Annotated in this window: 15 protein-coding genes; 11 read left to right on the top strand and 4 right to left on the bottom strand. The window is 73.0% G+C overall.

All coding sequences use genetic code 11. The features are described 5' to 3' along the window. Positions 1-32: 32 nt before the first annotated feature. On the bottom strand, positions 33-992 hold the full coding sequence (locus CBP52_RS12115) for a GlxA family transcriptional regulator (protein ID WP_094181161.1): 960 nt from the start codon (positions 990-992) through the stop codon (positions 33-35). A 71-nt stretch (positions 993-1,063) separates the two neighbouring features. Here CBP52_RS12115 and CBP52_RS12110 point away from each other — a divergent pair, with 71 nt between their 5' ends. From CBP52_RS12110 to CBP52_RS12090, 5 genes are all read left to right on the top strand, one after another. Then, positions 1,064-2,284 carry an MFS transporter gene (locus tag CBP52_RS12110; RefSeq protein ID WP_157732597.1) on the top strand — a complete coding sequence of 407 codons (1,221 nt, stop codon included), beginning with the start codon at positions 1,064-1,066 and terminating at the stop codon, positions 2,282-2,284. 54 nt (positions 2,285-2,338) lie between these two features. After that, a complete protein-coding gene (locus CBP52_RS12105; RefSeq protein ID WP_094181159.1) occupies positions 2,339-4,615 on the top strand; it encodes a SpoIIE family protein phosphatase in 2,277 nt (758 codons plus the stop codon). Between the two features lie 92 nt (positions 4,616-4,707). Then, positions 4,708-4,836, top strand: coding sequence for a hypothetical protein (locus tag CBP52_RS18515; RefSeq protein ID WP_255407173.1), 129 nt, complete (start codon positions 4,708-4,710; stop codon positions 4,834-4,836). Positions 4,837-5,192: 356 nt separating this feature from the next. Next, positions 5,193-6,176, top strand: a complete 984-nt coding sequence (locus CBP52_RS12095; RefSeq protein ID WP_094182354.1) for an ATP-binding cassette domain-containing protein — start codon at positions 5,193-5,195, stop codon at positions 6,174-6,176. After that, entirely contained in the window at positions 6,173-7,003 is an 831-nt protein-coding gene (locus CBP52_RS12090; protein WP_094181157.1) for an ABC transporter permease, read from the top strand. Before CBP52_RS12095 ends, CBP52_RS12090 begins: the two co-directional genes overlap by 4 nt. A 4-nt stretch (positions 7,004-7,007) precedes the next feature. On the opposite strand, the gene CBP52_RS12085 is transcribed toward CBP52_RS12090, so the two are convergent. Continuing rightward, positions 7,008-10,256: an AAA family ATPase gene (locus tag CBP52_RS12085; RefSeq protein ID WP_094181156.1), complete on the bottom strand. Its 3,249-nt coding sequence runs from the start codon at positions 10,254-10,256 to the stop codon at positions 7,008-7,010. A 173-nt stretch (positions 10,257-10,429) separates the two neighbouring features. Between CBP52_RS12085 and CBP52_RS12080 the strand changes: the two genes are divergently transcribed. The 6 genes from CBP52_RS12080 (at position 10,430) to nrdF (ending at position 16,387) form a co-directional block, all read left to right on the top strand. Next, the gene (locus CBP52_RS12080) at positions 10,430-11,305 is read left to right on the top strand and encodes an SDR family oxidoreductase (protein ID WP_094181155.1); all 876 of its coding nucleotides are present in this window, start codon (positions 10,430-10,432) and stop codon (positions 11,303-11,305) included. 419 nt (positions 11,306-11,724) lie between these two features. Then, positions 11,725-11,973 carry a glutaredoxin-like protein NrdH gene (gene nrdH / locus CBP52_RS12075; RefSeq protein ID WP_094181154.1) on the top strand — a complete coding sequence of 83 codons (249 nt, stop codon included), beginning with the start codon at positions 11,725-11,727 and terminating at the stop codon, positions 11,971-11,973. A gap of 83 nt (positions 11,974-12,056) precedes the next feature. After that, positions 12,057-12,473 carry a class Ib ribonucleoside-diphosphate reductase assembly flavoprotein NrdI gene (gene nrdI, locus CBP52_RS12070; RefSeq protein ID WP_094181153.1) on the top strand — a complete coding sequence of 139 codons (417 nt, stop codon included), beginning with the start codon at positions 12,057-12,059 and terminating at the stop codon, positions 12,471-12,473. Between the two features lie 11 nt (positions 12,474-12,484). Then, on the top strand, positions 12,485-14,590 hold the full coding sequence (gene nrdE / locus CBP52_RS12065; protein WP_208405296.1) for a class 1b ribonucleoside-diphosphate reductase subunit alpha: 2,106 nt from the start codon (positions 12,485-12,487) through the stop codon (positions 14,588-14,590). A 10-nt stretch (positions 14,591-14,600) separates the two neighbouring features. After that, positions 14,601-15,410, top strand: a complete 810-nt coding sequence (locus CBP52_RS12060) for an NUMOD3 domain-containing DNA-binding protein (RefSeq protein WP_094182353.1) — start codon at positions 14,601-14,603, stop codon at positions 15,408-15,410. Further along, complete coding sequence (gene nrdF, locus CBP52_RS12055; protein ID WP_094181151.1) at positions 15,407-16,387, top strand: class 1b ribonucleoside-diphosphate reductase subunit beta; 981 nt, start codon at positions 15,407-15,409, stop codon at positions 16,385-16,387. The genes CBP52_RS12060 and nrdF overlap by 4 nt, the downstream gene beginning before the upstream one ends. Before the next feature lie 132 nt (positions 16,388-16,519). Here nrdF and CBP52_RS12050 read toward each other — a convergent pair whose 3' ends face one another. Further along, positions 16,520-17,092 (bottom strand): NADPH-dependent F420 reductase, encoded by a 573-nt coding sequence (locus CBP52_RS12050; protein WP_094181150.1) that lies wholly within the window; start codon positions 17,090-17,092, stop codon positions 16,520-16,522. Between the two features lie 114 nt (positions 17,093-17,206). Next, positions 17,207-18,283 carry a hypothetical protein gene (locus CBP52_RS12045; RefSeq protein ID WP_094181149.1) on the bottom strand — a complete coding sequence of 359 codons (1,077 nt, stop codon included), beginning with the start codon at positions 18,281-18,283 and terminating at the stop codon, positions 17,207-17,209. Positions 18,284-18,384 lie beyond the last annotated feature (101 nt).

Raw genomic sequence — 18,384 nt, 5'->3', positions numbered from 1 at the left:
ACGCACGGCTTCGCGCGAGAGTGGCCGGGCGGTCATGTGGGGGCGTTCGCGAAGGTGCGGCGGTAGTCCGAGGGGCTGACGCCCACCTGGCGGTGGAAGTGCAGGCGCATGTTCGCGGCGGTGCCCAGGCCCGACTCGTGCGCGACGCGGTCCGTGCTCCACGCGGTGCGTTCGAGCAGGTCACGCGCGCGGTCGACGCGCGCGGCGGTGAGCCAGCGCAGCGGTGACCGGCCGGTCTCGGCGTCGAACGCGCGCGCGAGGGTGCGTGCCGACATGCGTGCGTGGCGCGCGAGGTCCGCGACGGTGAGCGGCTCGTGCAGGTGCTCGAGCGCCCAGGCGCGGGTCGCGGCGAGCGCGCTCGCGGTGTGCGTGGGGGTGTCGCGCGCGATGAACTGCGCCTGCCCGCCGTCGCGGTGCGGTGCGGCGACGATGGCGCGAGCGACCCGGTTGGCGACGGCGGCCCCGAGGTCGGTGCGCACCAGGTGCAGGCACGCGTCGATCCCGGAGGCGACGCCCGCGGAGGTGATGACGTCACCCTCGTCGACGAACAGCACGTCGGCGTCGACGCGCACCAGCGGGTACTGCGCCGCGAGCTGGTCGGCGTGCGCCCAGTGGGTGGTGGCGCGGCGGCCGTCGAGCAGCCCGGCCGCGGCGAGCGCGAACGCCCCGACGCAGATGGACATGATGCGCGCGCCGCGGGCGTGCGCGGTGCGCAGTGCGTCGAGCACGTCGTCGGGCGGCGGTTCGGGGGCCGTCCGGTACGCGGGGACGATCACGGTGTCGGCGGCGACGACGGCCTCGAGCCCGGCCTGCGCGACCACGGGGAACCCGCCGGTGGTGGGCACGGGCCCGGGGCGACGGCCGCAGAGCGTGACGCGGTAGTGCTCGGCGGTCCTGCTCGTGAGCACCTGGAACGGCATGCCGACCTCCATCGGCAGCGCCTGGGGCAGCGCGAGGACGGCGACGTCCTGCGCGTCGACCGTCGGGCTCATGGCGAAAATCTAGCGCACGGTGGCAATCCTGCCGCTCGTCGGCCATGTCCTGTCCCGCCAGGGTGTGGAACGTGACCACGACCTCGACCACGCAAGCCGCGTCCGTCGACCTGCCCGGCGTCGACGGCCCGCGCCTCCTGCGCCGCCTCGTGCCCGCGCAGTCGCTCTACACCTTCGGCATCTCGATCGACCTGACGCTCACGGGCATCGTCGGCGCGCACCTCGCCCCCACGCGCGCACTCGCGACGGTCCCGTTCAGCCTGATGCCGGTGGTGGCCGCGCTCGCGACCTTCGGGCTGTCGCGGTGGATCGGCCGCAGCGGCTACCGGCGCGTGTTCACGGTCGCGCCGCTGGCAGCCGTGGCCGCCGGGCTCGTCTGCGCCTACGCGGTGCACGTGGGATCGTTCGCGCTGTTCTGCGTGGGCACCGCGCTCGTCGGGGTCTACCAGGCCGGCGCCGGCTACTACCGGTACGCCGTCGCCGAGGCGAACCCCGACGCGCGTGCGCGCGCCATCACCACCCTGCTCGCGGGCGGTCTGGTCGCGGCGCTCGTCGGACCGCTCCTCGCGACCGCGGTGCGGGACCTCGGCCCACGTCCGTACGTCGCGTCCTACCTGCTCGTCGCGGTCTTCGCCGCGCTCGCGGCGGCGTGGAACGCGCGGCTGCCACGTGACCTCGCGCACCTCACCCGAACCGCGCGGCACGACGAGGGTGCGCCGGACCCGCTCGCGCGCACCCGGCGCGCGCTGTGGCGCCAACCCGCGCTGCTGCTCGGCGTGCTGGTCACCGCGCTCGCGGCCGTCTCGATGAGCTCGCTGATGACCGCGGGCCCCGTCGCGGGCACCCACATGGGGCACACCGAGCAGCACGCGGCGTTCTCGGTGCAGCTGCACATGATCGGGATGTACGCGCCGGGGCTGCTGGTCGCCCGGTGGATCGGGCGGCTGGGCGAGCGGCGGGTCGCGGCGCTCGGTGCGCTGGTCCTCGCGGGAGCGGGCCTGGCGACGCTGCGCCCCGACATCGTCGCGTTCGTCGTCGCCATGACGCTCGCGGGCGTCGGGTGGAACCTCGCGGCCAGCGGCGGAGCGGCCATGGTCGCAGCGTCCTACCGCCCGGCCGAGCGCGGACGCGTGCAGCCTTTCGCCGAGGTCGTCGTGACGGTCGCGGCGGTCGTCGGGTCGCTCGGTGCGGCGTTCGCGACGACGACGACCACGTGGCCGGTGCTCGGCGCACTCGTCACGGTCGCCGCGGTGGCCGTCGGGGCGGTGCTGGTCCGCCCGCGTCGACGATGATGTGGGCCGCGTCAGCTAGGTTGCACCCCGGAGCAGCCGACGAGGAGGTGCCCCATGCCCGAGTCCGGGTCCACCACGGAGCTGCTGCCGCCCGGCGAGCCCGTCGATCTCGACAACTGCGCACGCGAACCCATCCACGTTCCCGGGTCGGTGCAGCCGCACGGCGTGCTGCTCGCGGTGACCGAGCCGGACCTCGTCGTCGAGCACGCCTCGCAGAACGTCGCCGACCTGCTGGGCCGCACCGCCGCGGAGGCGCTCGGCTCGGACCTGTCGGCGCTGCTCGGCGCCGAGGCCGCGGACCAGCTGCGCCAGCACCTGCGCACGTTCGGCAACCTGCGGATGCGCAACCCGCTCGTCGTCGTCGCCGCGACACCCACGGGTCCGGTCGAGGTCGACGCGGTGCTGCACCGGGTCGCGGTCGGCACGCGCACGCTGCTGGTCGTCGAGCTCGAGGTGTCGACGGGGCCGCGGCCGTTCTCCTTCCCGAACACGTACCAGGCGGTGCGTGGCGCGGTCGAGCGGCTCAACGGCACGCACTCGCTCGCGGACCTGTACGACGTGGCGGCGCGCGAGGTCCGCGCGCTGACCGGGTTCGACCGCGTGATGATCTACCGGTTCGACGCCGAGTACAACGGCGAGGTGGTCGCGGAGGCGAAGCGCGCGGACCTCAACCCCTTCCTCGGTCTGCGCTACCCCGCATCCGACATCCCGCCGCAGGCCCGGGCGCTGTACGAGCAGAACTGGGTCCGCCTCATCGCGGACGTGCGCTACCGGCCCGCACCGATCCTGCCGGGCCTCGACACGGTCACGGGCGAGCCGCTCGACCTCACGCACTCGGTGCTGCGGTCGGTCTCGCCCATCCACCTCGAGTACCTGGGCAACATGGGTGTCGCGGCGTCGATGTCGATCTCGCTCCTGCGCGACGGGCGCCTGTGGGGCCTGATCGCGTGCCACCACTACTCCGGCCCGCACCACCCGCCGTACGGCGTACGCGCCGCCGCGGAGTTCCTCGGGTCGTCGCTGTCGCTGCGGCTGGTCGCGCGCGCCGAGGAGGACGAGCTGCAGGCCGCCCTGGCCGCCGACGCGACGCTCGTGCGCCTGCTCATCGCGTCCCGCGACGCGGACCGGACGCTCGGCGAGTCGCTCGTCGGGCGGACCGAGTCGGGGGCGTCCCTGCTCGAGCTCGTCCCCGCGCGCGGTGTCGTGGTGCTCGACGACGGCACGTGGGTGAGCGACGGCGAGGTCCCGCCCGACCCGACCGCGCTGCTCGCGTGGCTCGCGGACCAGCCCGAGGACGTCACGGAACGCACCGCGCTCGGCACGCAGGAGCCCGCGCTCGCAGCGGCGCTGCCGGGCGTCGCCGGTGTGCTGGGCGTGCGGCTGCCCGACGACCGCGCGATCGTCTGGCTGCGCAGCGAGGCGGTCCAGGAGGTCGCCTGGGGTGGCGATCCGCACAACAAGGCCATCGCGCGGCGCGAGGGCGACGACGTGCGGCTCAGCCCGCGCAAGTCGTTCGAGAAGTGGACCGAGGTGGTCCGTGGGCGGTGCGCGCCGTGGACCCCGCAGGAGCGTCGGTCGGTGACGGACCTGCGCCGACGCCTGCTCGAGACGCTGCTGCTGCGCTCGCGGTGGGCGCTCGGCGCCGCGCAGACCGTGCAGCGCTCGCTGCTGCCCGAGGCGCTGCCCGTCCTGGCGGGGTGGGACCTGCAGGCGCGGTACGTGCCCGCGCCCGGCGGCCGCGTCGGCGGCGACTGGTACGACGCGTTCGAGCTGCCCGACGGCCGGCTCGCGGTCGCGGTCGGGGACGTCGCGGGGCACGGCCTGTCGGCGGCGGCCGCGATGGGTCAGCTGCGCAACGCGTTGCGCGCGTTCCTGCTGCGCGGCGACGGCCCGGCGGACGCGCTGCGCTGGACCGACGTGGTCGCGCGCCGCACGATGGCGACCGACATGGCGACCGTGGTGGTCGCGGCGGTCGACCCCGCGACGGGTGACGTCGAGCTGTCCGTCGCGGGTCATCCCCGCCCGCTGCTGCTGGGACCCCGGGGTGACGCGACGCTGCAGGACGTGCCGGTCGACCGGCCTGTGGGTGTCGGGTCGGGCGAGCCGCCCACGCACCACCTGCACATCGAGCCGGGCGGTGGCCTGGTGCTCTACAGCGACGGGCTGGTCGACTCGCGGTCGACGAACCTGCGCGCGGGGCTCCAGCGACTGGCCGGGGCGTTCCAGCGCCAGGGCGGCGGTGCGGTCGACGTCGACCAGGTGGTGCGCGAGTGCACGGACCCGTCGTCGGTCGACGACGTCACGATCCTGGTCCTGCGCCGCTGCAGCTGAGCCGAGGTCTCGCGATCCTGCTCAGCGGTGTGCTGCTCGGGACCATCGCGGCGTTGGTCGGGGGCGGGGCCTCGGCGGGGACGCTGCCGCTGGTGCTCGAGATCCTGTCGTGGGTGCTCGCCGTCGTGGGTCTCGCGCTCGTCGCCGTCGCCCTGGTGCGGCTCGCGGGCGCGGTGGACCACCTGATAACGAGCTCGTCGCAGCCCGACGACGCCCGCTGACCACGCGGGCCGGGTGACGCCGACGCCCGGCGCGCGGGCCGGGTACGGCTCGCGGGCGACCTCGCGGGTGTGCGTGTCGTCGACCGTCGGACCTCGGGTGCAGCGACGGGCTGGACGGTCGCCGCGCAGGTGTCGGACCTGACGGGCCCCGGTCGAGGAGGTGGTCGAGGACACGTGGCCGATGGGTCGGCTCAACACGCGGCTCGACGCCTACACCGAGTCGGTGGGCCACGACGCGTTCCCGGGCGACCTGCCGGTGGTCGGCCGGCGTCCCCTGAGGGTCCGTCGCACGCGTGTCGGCACCTTGTCGGCGCCGTGTCAGGGCCGCGTCAGCCGGACCCCGCAGGGTGGTCGACATGACCACAGACCTGGTGATCGAGGCCGAGGGCCTCGTCAAGCGATTCGGCGCGACGAAGGCGCTCGACGGCGTCGACCTCGTCGTCCCCCGGGGCACCGTGCTCGGTGTGCTCGGCCCGAACGGCGCGGGCAAGACGACGACCGTCCGGATCCTGTCCACCCTCCTGACCCCCGACGCGGGCACGGCCCGCATCAACGGCCTCGACGTCGTGCGCGACGCGGAGAAGGTCCGCCACGGCATCGGCCTCACGGGGCAGTACGCGTCCGTGGACGAGGACCTCACGGGCCGGCAGAACCTCGTGCTGTTCGGCACGCTGCTCGAGCTCGGCCGCACGGGCGCGCGCGAGCGCGCCGCGGAGCTGCTCGAGTGGTTCGACCTCGCGGACGCCGCCGACCGGCCCGCGAAGACGTACTCCGGCGGCATGCGCCGCCGCCTCGACCTCGCGGCGTCGCTCGTCGGGCGGCCCGACGTGATCTTCCTCGACGAGCCGACGACGGGCCTCGACCCGGCCAAGCGTGAGCAGATGTGGGACGTGGTGCGCTCGCTCGTCGCGGACGGCTCGACCGTGCTGCTCACGACGCAGTACCTCGAGGAGGCGGACGCGCTGGCCGACGAGATCACGGTCGTCGACCACGGCCGCGTGATCGCGCACGACACCCCGGACGGGCTCAAGCGCGTCGTCGGGGGACTCACGCTCGAGGTCCGCCCGAGCGACGCCACGCGCCTGGAGCACACCGCGCAGATCCTGTCCGAGGTCAGCACGGGCGCGGCGGCCGACGAGATCCGCCGCGGCGTCCTGGCGGTCCCGGTGGCCGACGACGAGGCGCTCACCGCCACCGTGGCGCGCCTGAGCGGCGCGGGGATCGCGGTGACCGAGCTGTCCCTGCACCTGCCGAGCCTCGACGAGGTGTTCTTCACGCTGACCGGCCGCACCACGTCGCCCGACGACGCACCCGAGAGCTCGAAGGAGGTGGCGGCATGACCACCACGACCCTGGACCGTCCCGCGACGCAGGGCGCGCCGCGCGGTGCGGCGATCCGTCAGTCCCGCCCGTTCCCGCTCGTGCGGCACTCCGCGGCGCTCACCAAGCGTTCGCTCATCAAGACGTGGCGCACGCCCGAGGCGCTCATCGACGTGACGTTGCAGCCGATCATCTTCCTCGCGATCTTCGTGACGATCTTCGGCAACGCGGTCGCGGGCAGCACGGGCAGCTACCTGCAGTTCCTGCTGCCCGGGATCCTCGCGCAGACCATCGCGCAGGGCGCCATCGCGATCGGCGTGAACCTCAACACGGACCTGTCCAAGGGGATCTTCGACCGGTTCAAGTCGCTGCCGATCCCGCGCAGCGCGCCGCTGCTCGGCGCCGTGCTGGGCGACGTGGTGCGCTACGTGATCGTCGCGGTCGTGACGATCCTGACGGGCTACGCCATGGGCTTCCGCATCGAGACGAGCCCGCTCGAGGCGGTCGCGGGCTGCCTGCTCGCGGTGCTGTTCGCGGTGTGCCTGAGCTGGGTGTCGGTGTGGGTCGGGATGCTCGTGCGCACGTCCGGTGCGGTGCAGGGCGTGATGTTCCTGATCGTCATGCCGCTCAGCTTCGGCTCGAACGTGTTCGTCCGGACCGACGACCTGCCCGGGTGGATGCGTGGGTTCGTGAACGTCAACCCGCTCACGCACCTCGTGGACTCGATGCGCGGGCTGTTCCTCGGCACGCCGGTCGGCAGCCACGTGTGGTGGACGCTCGCGTGGTGCGTGGGGCTCGTCGCGGTGTTCATGCCGCTCGCGCTGCGCGCCTACCGCCGCAAGGTCTGACGCGTCAGGGCGCGAGCCCGAGGACCCGGTCCGCGGTGGCGACGACCAGCCGGTCGACCTCCGCCGCGGGCCGGGTGCGCAGCGTGTCCAGGCACCGCTCACCGGCCTCGCCCGCGGTGCGGCCCGCGAGCGAGTGCGGCTGGCCGAGCGGCAGCGCGGCGTTCGCGACGTTCGCGCCCATGCGTCGGCCGAGTGCCCACAGCGTCGTCGCGTGCTCGTCGTCCCCGCGCCACGCCGCGAGCTCCGCGCAGCCGAGCGCGAACGTCCCGACGACCGGCATGTCCGCGAGCGTGCGCGCATGGGCCGCCGCGTCGCTCAGGACCGCGACGACGTGCCGTTCGATGCGTGCGCGCTCGTCGTCGTCCGTCCCGGGCGGCGTCGCCTGCAGCAGCACCACCGCGGCCGAGACGAGGAACACGACGCGGGCCTGCGCGACGGGGTCCCGCCGCTGCCTGACGACGGCAGCGGCCCGCAGCGCGCGCGCCACGGCCGTGGGCCGGTCACCGCCGGCGAGCGCGACCATCGCGAGCCCCAGCAGGGCGTGCGCGACGTCGATGCCGTCGGCGCGCGGCGCGTCGGCGGTCTCGTGCAGTGCGTCGAGCGCCTCGGTCGAGCCGTCGAGCGCGCGCTGCACGTCGAGCAGGACGCGCAGGCTGCGTGCGTCCTGCGCGGCGCCGACGAGCTCGAGGTGCTGCACGCCGCGCTCGAGCCACTGCACGGCCTGCGCGGCGTCCTGCGCGGCGGACCACTGCGCGACGCCCTGCGCGGCCATGCCCATGCCCCAGTGGTCGCCGAGCTGCTCGAACAGCGCGAACGCCGCACGCGCGTCCTGCGCGGAGTCGAGCGGCTCGCCGGCGTTCTCGCGCACCGCACCGCGCAGGAACAGCCCGAGCGCGCGTACGTAGTCGTCGTCGTGCGCGACGAGCGCGTGCGCCGCCGCGTCGAGCTCGGCGGTCGCCGACGACGCGAGCGCCGGCACCACCTGGCCGAGCGCGCGCATCCGGTCGCTCACCTCGTCGGGCTGCTCGCGCAGCACGCGGCGCAGCACGCGCGACGCCAGGGCGGTCGCCCGCCAGGACGCCGCCGCGCCCGCGTTCATCGCGCTCTGCAGCACCACGGTCGCGGTGCGGTCGCCGTCCGGCAGGTGCGCGCCGGCTGCGAGTCCGGGGCGCCCGACCAGCAACGGGCACGCGCGCCGTGCGGCGGGGTCGTCCGCGTGCAGCAGCCGCTCGGCCCAGGTGACGACCTCGGCGTGCATGCCGCGCACGGACCACCACTGGAACAGCGTCGAGGCGAGGTCGACGGCCGCGGTGTCGTCGGCGGTCTCGACCGCCCGCCGCAGGGCCACGACGAACGTCTCCGCCTCGTCGTCGCAGCGCGCGAGCGCGGCGAGCTGCCCCGCGCCGACGAACCGCGGTGCGAGGTCCGCGCACTCGCGTGCCGCCCACGTGACGAGCCCCGCCAGCGCGTCGTCCCGTGCGCCGGCGGCGGCGAGGCGCGCCTCGCCGTACTCGCGGACCGTCTCGAGCATCCGGTACCGCGCGGGCCCCGAGCCCGCGTCCTCGAGCGCCAGCAGCGACTGGTCGACGAGGTCCGCGAGCCCGCGGCGCACGTCGTCGACCCCCGCGACGGCCGCGGCGAGCGACGCGGGGAACGCGCCGGGGACCACGGCGAGACGCTCGAGCAGGTCGCGCTCGTCGTCGGGCAGCAGCTCACGGCTCCAGTCGACCAGCGCCCACAGGCTCGCGTGCCGCTCGGGCAGCCCGCGCAGCGCGTCGTCGAGCAGCGCGAACCGGTCCGCGAGCCCGTGCAGCAGGTCCTCCACGGGCATCGATCGCAGCCGGGCCGCGGCGAGCTCGAGCGCGAGCGGCAGGTTGTCGAGCCGGCGGCACAGCTCGAGCGCGCGCTCGTCGTCCCACACCAGGCCGGGGCGCGCGTCCTGGGCGCGCGCGTGCAGCAGCGCGAGCGCGTCGTCGTCGGGCAGGGCAGCCAGGCGGTGCACGCGTTCGCCGACGAGCCCCAGCGGCGCGCGGGACGTCGCGAGAACCGTCACGTCGGGCGGTGCGACCGCCAGCAGGTCCGCGACCGTGCGGGCGGCGTCCGCGAGCACGTGCTCGCAGTTGTCGAGCACGACGAGGCCGCGCAGGTCGTGCGCAGCCGCGCGCAGCCGCTCGAGCCGGGGCAGCACGCGCCGCTCGGTGACGTCCGGGAGCGTCGGGGCGGTCTCCGCCCCACCGAGCTCGCCGAGCAGCGCGGGCAGCACGTCGTCACCCGACCGCAGACCCGCGAGCTCGACCACGTGGACCGACTCGCCGCGCTCGGCGGCGAGCCGCGCGACCTCGGCCGCGAGGCGCGTCTTGCCGGCCCCGCCCGTCGCGACGACCGTGACCACCGGGCCCGCCCCGAGCGCGGCGGTCACGGCGGCGACGTCCGCCTCGCGCCCGACGAGGGGCGTCGCCGGGCGTCGCCACGCGCGTGGCAGTCGGACCGGCCCGCGCTGCGACGCGTCCGGCGACGACTCGCCCGGCGGCGTCGGCGACGCGTCGGGCACGGCGGGCGTCGTGGTCGCGGACGGGCGCCTCAGCTCGCCGCGCAGCAGCGCGAGGTGCGCGTCCTGCACCACCGGGGAGGGGTCGGTGCCGTAGCGCTCGGCCAGGTCGCGGCGCAGCGCCTCGACCACCTCCAGCGCCTCGGCGTCCCGCCCCTGCGCTGCCAGCACGTGCACCAGCAGGGCGGTGGCGGGCTCGTCGGGCGGCGTGCGGGTGGCGAGCAGGCGCAGGTCGTCGTCGTCGAACGGCCCGCCGGCACGCAGCGCGGCGCGGGCCGCGACGTCGGCGGTGTCCGCGAGCAGGCGCACGGCCGTCGCGTCCTGCGGGGTCGCCGGCAGCAGGGCCCGGGCCGCGGTGGCGTGCGCACGCGCGGCCGCGGTGTCGTCGGCGGCGAGCGCGGTCCGCGCGGCGACGACGAGCGCGCGCACCTCGTCGGCGTCCACCACGAGCCCCTCGCGCGGCACCCGGTACCCGCCGGGGACCGACTCGACGGCCAGGCCGAGCCGCCGCACGCGCGAGACGAGCGCCTGCACGGCCCCGGTCTCGTCGTCGGGCGGCGCGCCGTCCCACACGGCCTCGACCAGCGCGCGCACGGACACCGCGTGACCGCGCGCCGCGACGAGCTCGCGGACCACGGCCGCGAGCCGCTCGCCGCGCACGGGCCGGCCGTCGAGCGCGAGCGGTCCGAGCGTGGTCACCTGCACGCGCCCAGCATCCCCCACGGCGCGTGGGGATCCGCGCAGCGTCCGGCGGGAATGCGCCGCGCGCGCGATGGTTGACATGTGCGGCGCAGCCGTGCGCCGCCACCGCCGCCGAGCCCGTCGTCGGTTCGCTCGTCGGGTCCGCCGGCGCGGTGCCCCGTCCTGAGGAGGAGCTCATGTCCGTCGTCGTCACCGGTGCCACCGGTCACCTGGGCCGTCTGGTCGTCGAAGGTCTGCTGGACGCGGGGGTCGCCCCGGACGAGGTCGTCGCGGGAGGCCGGCGCACCGAGCGCCTCGCGGACCTGGCCGCGCGCGGCGTGCGCGTCGCGGAGGTGGACTACGGGCGCCCGGAGACGCTCGCCGGCGCGTTCGCGGGGGCGGACACGCTCGTGCTCGTCTCGGGCTCGGAGGTGGGGCAGCGCGTCCCGCAGCACCGCGCGGCGATCGAGGCGGCGCGGGCGGCCGGCGTCCGGCGCGTCGTCTACACGAGCGCGCCGCACGCGGACACCAGCACGCTCGTCCTGGTGCCCGAGCACCGCGCGACGGAGGAGCTGCTCGCCGCGTCGGGGCTCGTCGTGACCGTGCTGCGCAACAACTGGTACACGGAGAACTACGTGGCGACGCTGCAGCAGGCGGCGGGGACGGGCGAGGTCGTCGCGTCGGCCGGTGACGGGCGTGTCGCGTCCGCGTCGCGCGCGGACTTCGCGGCGGGCATCGTGGCCGTCGTCACCGGGTCGGGGCACGACGGGCGCACGTACGAGCTCTCGGGCGACCACGCGTGGACGTTCGACGAGCTCGCGGCGGCCGCCGCCGAGATCCTCGGCCGGCCGGTGACGTACCGCCGGGTCACGCCCGACGAGCAGCGCGCGGCCCTGCTCGCCGCAGGTCTCGACGAGGGCACCGTGGGCTTCCTGGTGACGTTGGACCAGGACATCGCCGGCGGTGCGCTCGCGGACGCGACCGACACGCTGCGCACGCTGATCGGGCGGCCGACCACCCCGCTCGTCGAGGGTCTGCGCGCGGCCTGGCAGGAGTCGTCGCGGCAGTCGTGACGGACATCTCGGGAGCATCCCGGACATAGCGGCTGTGGACGGTCCTGGGGACGACACGGGGCGTGGTGTGGACGGCCTGTGGGCCGCCTGTGCGTCGAACCACACCCGTGTCGTTCGAGCACCGCAAACGTGCAGTTCAGGGGCCGTGTCGGTGGGTCGTCGTACTGTGGAGAAGTCATCCACGGGGTGAAAAACGACACGCGTGTAACACAACACCTAGTGGTTGGTTGCGGTGTCAGACACTAGGTGTAGTGTCTTCACCACGCGGTCGGCCGGGGAGCCGAGCGGTCGTCGGAGCCCCGGACAGGGCCTCACGAGCGCTCGAGAGAAGGCAGCTCCCGAGGCCGTCACCGGGGCCTGACAAGGCCCCGCGCGGCACGGTTCCACCAGAGTTTCTGAGCTTCCAGGAGAGAGTCACGATGACGATCACGGTCTACAGCAAGCCCGCGTGCGTGCAGTGCAACGCGACCTACCGTGCTCTCGACAAGCTGGGTGCGGACTACACGGTCGTCGACATCAGCGAGGACGCGGACGCCCGCGACTACGTCATGTCGCTCGGGCACCTGCAGGCGCCGGTCGTGATCGCGGACGGTGACCACTGGTCCGGTTACCGTCCCGACCGGATCAAGGCGCTCGCGGAGCGTCTCGAGGCCGTCACCGTCGCCTGAACCGCCGCCCCCTTCGAGGGTGGCCACGCCGGTGGCCTGCGAGCCACCGGACACGTCAGCTTCCGGACCCGGGGAGGGCAACGATGAGCGCGCTCGTCTACTTCTCCTCGGCGTCCAACAACACGCACCGCTTCGTGGAGAAGCTGGGCCTGCCGGCCCAGCGGATCCCGTTGCGCCCCGCCGAGCCCTTCCTGCACGTCACGGAGCCGTACGTGCTGGTGGTGCCGACGTACGGGGGCGGTAACGAGGGCGGTGCGGTCCCGCGCCAGGTCGTGAGGTTCCTCAACGACGCGGCCAACCGCGCCCTGATCCGCGGGGTGGTCGCAGCGGGCAACACCAACTTCGGCGAGGCGTACTGCATCGCGGGGGACATCGTCGCGGCCAAGTGCCGCGTCCCCTACCTGTACGGCTTCGAGCTCATGGGAACGAACGAGGACGTGCAGCGCGTCCGCGAGGGATTGGAACGGTTTTGGCAGCGACAGTCACTGATTTCCGCGTAGACACGTCGGGGATGGACTACCACGCCCTCAACGCGATGCTCAACCTGTACAGCGCGGACGGGAAGATCCAGTTCGACAAGGACCGCGAGGCGGCCCGCGCGTACTTCCTGCAACACGTCAACCAGAACACGGTCTTCTTCCACGACCTCGAGGAGAAGCTCGAGTACCTGGTCGAGAACAAGTACTACGACCCGGCGGTGCTCGCGCAGTACGACCGCGCGTTCGTCAAGACGCTGTTCCAGTACGCGTACTCCAAGAAGTTCCGGTTCCAGACGTTCCTCGGCGCGTTCAAGTACTACACGTCGTACACGCTCAAGACGTTCGACGGGAAGCGGTACCTGGAGCGGTTCGAGGACCGCGTGTGCATGGTCGCGCTCGCGCTGGCGGAGGGCGACGAGGACTTCGCGACCTCGCTCGTCGACGAGATCATCTCGGGGCGGTTCCAGCCGGCGACCCCCACGTTCCTCAACCTCGGCAAGGCGCAGCGCGGCGAGCCCGTGTCCTGCTTCCTGCTGCGCATCGAGGACAACATGGAGTCGATCGCGCGCGGCATCAACTCCGCGCTGCAGCTCTCCAAGCGCGGCGGCGGCGTGGCCCTGCTGCTGTCGAACATCCGTGAGCACGGTGCGCCGATCAAGCACATCGAGAACCAGAGCTCGGGCGTCATCCCCGTGATGAAGCTCCTCGAGGACTCGTTCTCCTACGCCAACCAGCTCGGTGCGCGCCAGGGCGCCGGCGCGGTGTACCTGCACGCGCACCACCCGGACATCTACCGCTTCCTCGACACCAAGCGCGAGAACGCGGACGAGAAGATCCGCATCAAGACGCTCTCGCTCGGCGTCGTCATCCCGGACATCACGTTCGAGCTCGCCCGCAAGAACGAGCCCATGTACCTGTTCTCGCCGTACGACGTCGAGCGCGTGTACGGCAAGCCGTTCGCGGACATCGACGTGACCGAGAAGTACTACGAGATGGTCGAGAACGCGTCGATCCGCAAGACCAAGATCAACGCACGCGAGTTCTTCCAGACGCTCGCCGAGATCCAGTTCGAGTCGGGCTACCCGTACATCATGTTCGAGGACACGGTGAACCGGGCCAACCCGATCGAGGGCAAGGTCACGCACTCGAACCTGTGCTCGGAGATCCTGCAGGTCTCGACCCCGTCGACGTTCAACGAGGACCTCTCGTACGACCACGTGGGCCGCGACATCTCCTGCAACCTCGGCTCGATGAACATCGCGCTGTCGATGGACTCGCCCGACCTGGGCAAGACCGTCGAGACCGCGATCCGTGCGCTCACGGCCGTGTCCGACCAGACGGACATCGAGTCGGTCCCGTCGGTCAAGCGCGCCAACCGGGGCGGTCACGCCATCGGCCTCGGCCAGATGAACCTGCACGGGTACCTGGCGCGCGAGCGGATCTTCTACGGCTCCGACGAGGGCCTCGACTTCACGAACATCTACTTCTACACGGTCGCGTACCACGCGATCCGTGCGTCGAACCTGCTCGCGCAGGAGCGCGGCTCGTCGTTCTACGGGTTCGAGAAGTCGAAGTACGCGACGGGCGAGTACTTCACCAAGTACCTCGAGAAAGAGTGGGCGCCGCGCACCGAGCGCGTGGCCCGGCTCTTCGCCGACGCCGGCGTGCACATCCCGACGCAGGACGACTGGCGCGAGCTCGCCGAGCTCGTCCGCGTCCACGGCCTGTACAACCAGAACCTGCAGGCGGTCCCGCCGACCGGCTCGATCTCCTACATCAACCACTCGACGAGCTCGATCCACCCGATCGCGTCGAAGATCGAGATCCGCAAGGAAGGCAAGATCGGCCGCGTCTACTACCCGGCGCCGTTCATGACGAACGACAACCTGGAGTACTACCAGGACGCGTACGAGATCGGCTACGAGAAGATCATCGACACCTACGCCGAGGCCACGCAGCACGTGGACCAGGGCCTGTCGCTGACGCTGTTCTTCAAGGACACCGCCACCACGCGTGACCTGAACAAGGCGCAGATCTACGCCTGGAAGAAGGGCATCAAGACCATCTACTACATCCGCCTCCGTCAGATGGCCCTCCAGGGGACGGAAGTGGAGAACTGCGTCTCCTGCATGTTGTGACGCCGTGACCATGGAGAAGAGCACCGCATCGGGGCCGGACGTCGTAGGACGCATCTACGGCGTCCGGCTCGCGGACAGCGCTGAGTACCGCTACATCGGTCTGACCGAGTCCACGGTGGCTCGCCGGTTCGCCCGGCACCGCGCCAACGCGCGCGCCGGCCGCCGCACCCCGTTCTACGACTGGCTGAGCAAGCATGACGACGAGGCGGTGGTCGACGAGCTCGAGCTCGTCCGCACCACGCGGATCGACCTCGGCGACGCAGAGGTCAGGTGGATCGCGGCGCGGCGCGCGGCGGGGGATCGTCTCCTGAACCTGACCGACGGCGGCCTCGGTCCTCTCGGCATGGTCTGGACCGACGAGCAGCGCGAGGCGGCTCGCGTGCGGTCGACAGGTCGCAAGGGAGTGAGCAGGCCGGGGGAGCTGAACCCGTTCTACGGCGCGAAGCACTCCGCCGAGCAGCGGGCTCGGTGGTCGCAGCAGCGCGCCGGTACGAACGCGGGTGAGGCGAACCCGAACTACGGGAAGTTCGGCCCTGAGCACCCGAGCTATGGACAAACGATGAGCGAAGCGGCTCGTCAGACGCTCTCGGAGGCCCGGAGCGGAGAGGGGAACCCCAACTTCGGCAGGACGGCGAGCGCCGAGACCCGCGCGAAGATGTCTGCAGCCCGCCGGGGCCGGCCGATGCCGTCGAGCCGTCGGAGCGCGCACACTCGATACCACGTCAACGGAGGCGGCTGGAGTCCCCGATGCCTCTATTGCGACTCGACAGTCGAGCGGCAGTTCGCGCTGCTCGTCCTTCAGGGAGATGAGAAGGCATGAGCCCCACGGGGAAGCTGAAGCTGGTCGACCGGGTCTCGGCGATCAACTGGAACCGGCTGCAGGACGAGAAGGACCTCGAGGTCTGGGACCGCCTGGTCGGCAACTTCTGGCTGCCGGAGAAGGTGCCGGTCTCCAACGACATCCAGTCGTGGGCGACCCTGACCGAGGCCGAGAAGACGATGACGACCCGCGTCTTCACCGGCCTGACGCTCCTGGACACCATCCAGGGCACGGTCGGCGCGGTCAGCCTCATCCCCGACGCGCTCACGCCGCACGAGGAGGCCGTCTACACGAACATCGCGTTCATGGAGTCGGTGCACGCGAAGTCGTACTCCTCGATCTTCTCCACGCTGATCTCCACCAAGGAGATCGACGAGGCGTTCCGCTGGTCGGAGGAGAACCCGAACCTGCAGCGCAAGGCCGAGATCGTCCTGAACTACTACCGGGGCGACGAGCCGCTCAAGCGCAAGGTCGCCTCGACCATGCTCGAGTCGTTCCTGTTCTACTCGGGCTTCTACGCGCCCATGTACTGGGCGTCGCGCGCCAAGCTCACGAACACGGCCGACCTGATCCGCCTGATCATCCGTGACGAGGCGGTGCACGGGTACTACATCGGCTACAAGTTCCAGAAGGGCCTCGAGCTCATCTCGCCGGCCGAGCGCGCGGAGCTCAAGGACTACACGTTCGAGCTGCTCTTCGAGCTCTACGACAACGAGGTCGAGTACACGCAGGACCTGTACGACGAGCTCGGCCTCACCGAGGACGTCAAGAAGTTCCTGCGCTACAACGCCAACAAGGCCCTCATGAACCTGGGCTACGAGGCGCTGTTCCCGCGCGACGAGACCGACGTCAACCCGGCGATCCTGTCCGCGCTGTCCCCGAACGCCGACGAGAACCACGACTTCTTCTCCGGCTCGGGCTCGTCCTACGTCATCGGCAAGGCCGTCAACACCGAGGACGAGGACTGGGAGTTCTGACCTCCTGCTGACCGACACCCGACTGTTCACCGACACCCGACTGTGGGGACCGCGCACGACACCGCGCGGTCCCCACAGTCGTCGTCGGGCGCGCGCCTCGGGGCCATCGGCGGCCGGGCGCGCGACCGCAGGTCAGGGGGCCAGGGTGAAGCCGCCCGTCCAGGCGATCTTCTCGCCCGCCGCCAGGGTGAGCTGGACGAAGCCGAGCGCCTCGAGCTCACGCGCGCGGCGCAACGAGCCGGCGTCGACTCCGCGCAGGCCCGCGTCGGTGACGACCTGCAGGAGCAGCGCCTTCGCGTCGGCGTCGTCACCCGCGACGAGCACCGTCGTCGTCTGGTCGCCGACCTGGCCCGACGCGAGCGTCGCGGCGAAGTTCGTGTTGAACGCCTTGAGGACGCGTGACTGCGGCAGCGCGGCCGCGAGCTCCGCAGCGGCGGAGGCGTCGGGCGGCACGACGAGCGAGTCGAACGTCTGGAAGTCGAGCGGGTTCGTGATGTCGACGACGACCTTGCCCGCGAGCTCGTCGCGGCGCGCGTCGGCGATGGCGGACAGCGCCGGGTAGGGGACGGCGAGCACGACGAGCTCACCGTCGACGGCGGAGTCGTCGTCGTGCCCGATGGTCTGGGCCTGGTGCCCGCCCTTCGTGACCATGCCCGCGATCGCCTGGCCCATGTTCCCGGTGCCGATGATGCTGACGTGCGTCATGATGCCGATCTCCCCACGCGTGTGCCGGCGGCACCTCCTGACGGGAACGGGACGTCCCGTCGGTGCCGTCATCAGCGTGGCCCCGCCGGCGCCGACCCGCGCGCCGACGGCGCGTCAGGGGCGGTGCAGGGTGAAGACCTCGTACTCGTCGCGCACGGGCCGGTTCGCGACGAGCTCGCGGCCGCCGCCGTGGTAGGCGGACACGTAGTGGCCGTTGAACGCGCGCAGGGCGATCCGGTCGGTCATGACCTCCTCGACGCGGAAGGTCTCCCACTCGCCGATGCGGTCGCCCACGGCGAGCACCTCGCGGCCCCCGCCGCCCGCGGCGGACACGTAGTCCCCGTTGGGCGCGAGCAGCGCGACCCGGTCCCCGCCGAGGCGGACGAGGCCGAACGTCTCCCAGTCGCTGGGCCGGGGGCGGTTCGCGACGAGGGTCTGGCGGCCGCCGGCCTCGGCGACGACGAAGTCGCCGTAGTGCACCTGCAGGTGCAGGACGTCGTCGGCGACGGGGAGGTGGCGGATGCGCCACTCGACGCGCAGGCGGTAGGTGTCCTGCGCGGGGCCGGTGACGACGAGCTCCTGGGCGAGGGCTCCGGCGTCGGCGCCGGCGGGGACGAGCAGGGACGTCTGGACGAGCGCGAAGTCCTCCCGGGGCCAGGACGCGAGGGTGTCCCGCAGCCCGGCGATGCTGCCTCCGAGGACCGCTCCGCCGGTCAGGCCCTGCGGCTCGTCGTCCTTGAGGCGCGCCCGCACGGTCGTGCCGACCGCGTCGGCGAGGGTCGGGGCGAGCTCGTCGATGACGTCCTGCGCGACGGCGTCGCGCGTCGTGCCGTCCCAGTCCTCGACGGCGAGCAGCAGCGCGGCGTGCACGGCGGTGGGGCCCTGGGTCGCGGCGGGGACGAACACGCGGTGCAGCTCGCGCTCGAGCGTGCCGGCGGGACGCTCGACGATCGCGGGGGCGAGGTCCTGCGCGACGAGCGTGCGCACCTCGGCGGTGCCGTCGGCGCCGACCTGCGCGGTGAGCGCACCGGTGAGCCGCAGCGCGTCGGGGCCGACGGGGGGCGCGCCGTACGGCCAGGGCGCGCGCAGGCCGGTGCCGTCCTCGCGGGTCAGCGCGGTGACGTGCAGCGAGACGATCGTCCCGCCGCGGTGGTCGATGATCGGCTGACGGCAGATGGGCATGACGGGCATCGCGGGGCCTCTCGGGTGGGGTCGTGGTGCGCTCGGACGTGGGGACGGGCGGGGCGTCGCCGGTGACGCCCCGTGCAGCTGGCGGGTGTGCCGGGCGTCGG

Source organism: Cellulomonas sp. PSBB021 (assembly GCF_002240455.1).
Lineage (GTDB): Bacteria > Actinomycetota > Actinomycetes > Actinomycetales > Cellulomonadaceae > Cellulomonas > Cellulomonas uda.
This window is presented reverse-complemented; position numbering and strand designations above follow the sequence as displayed.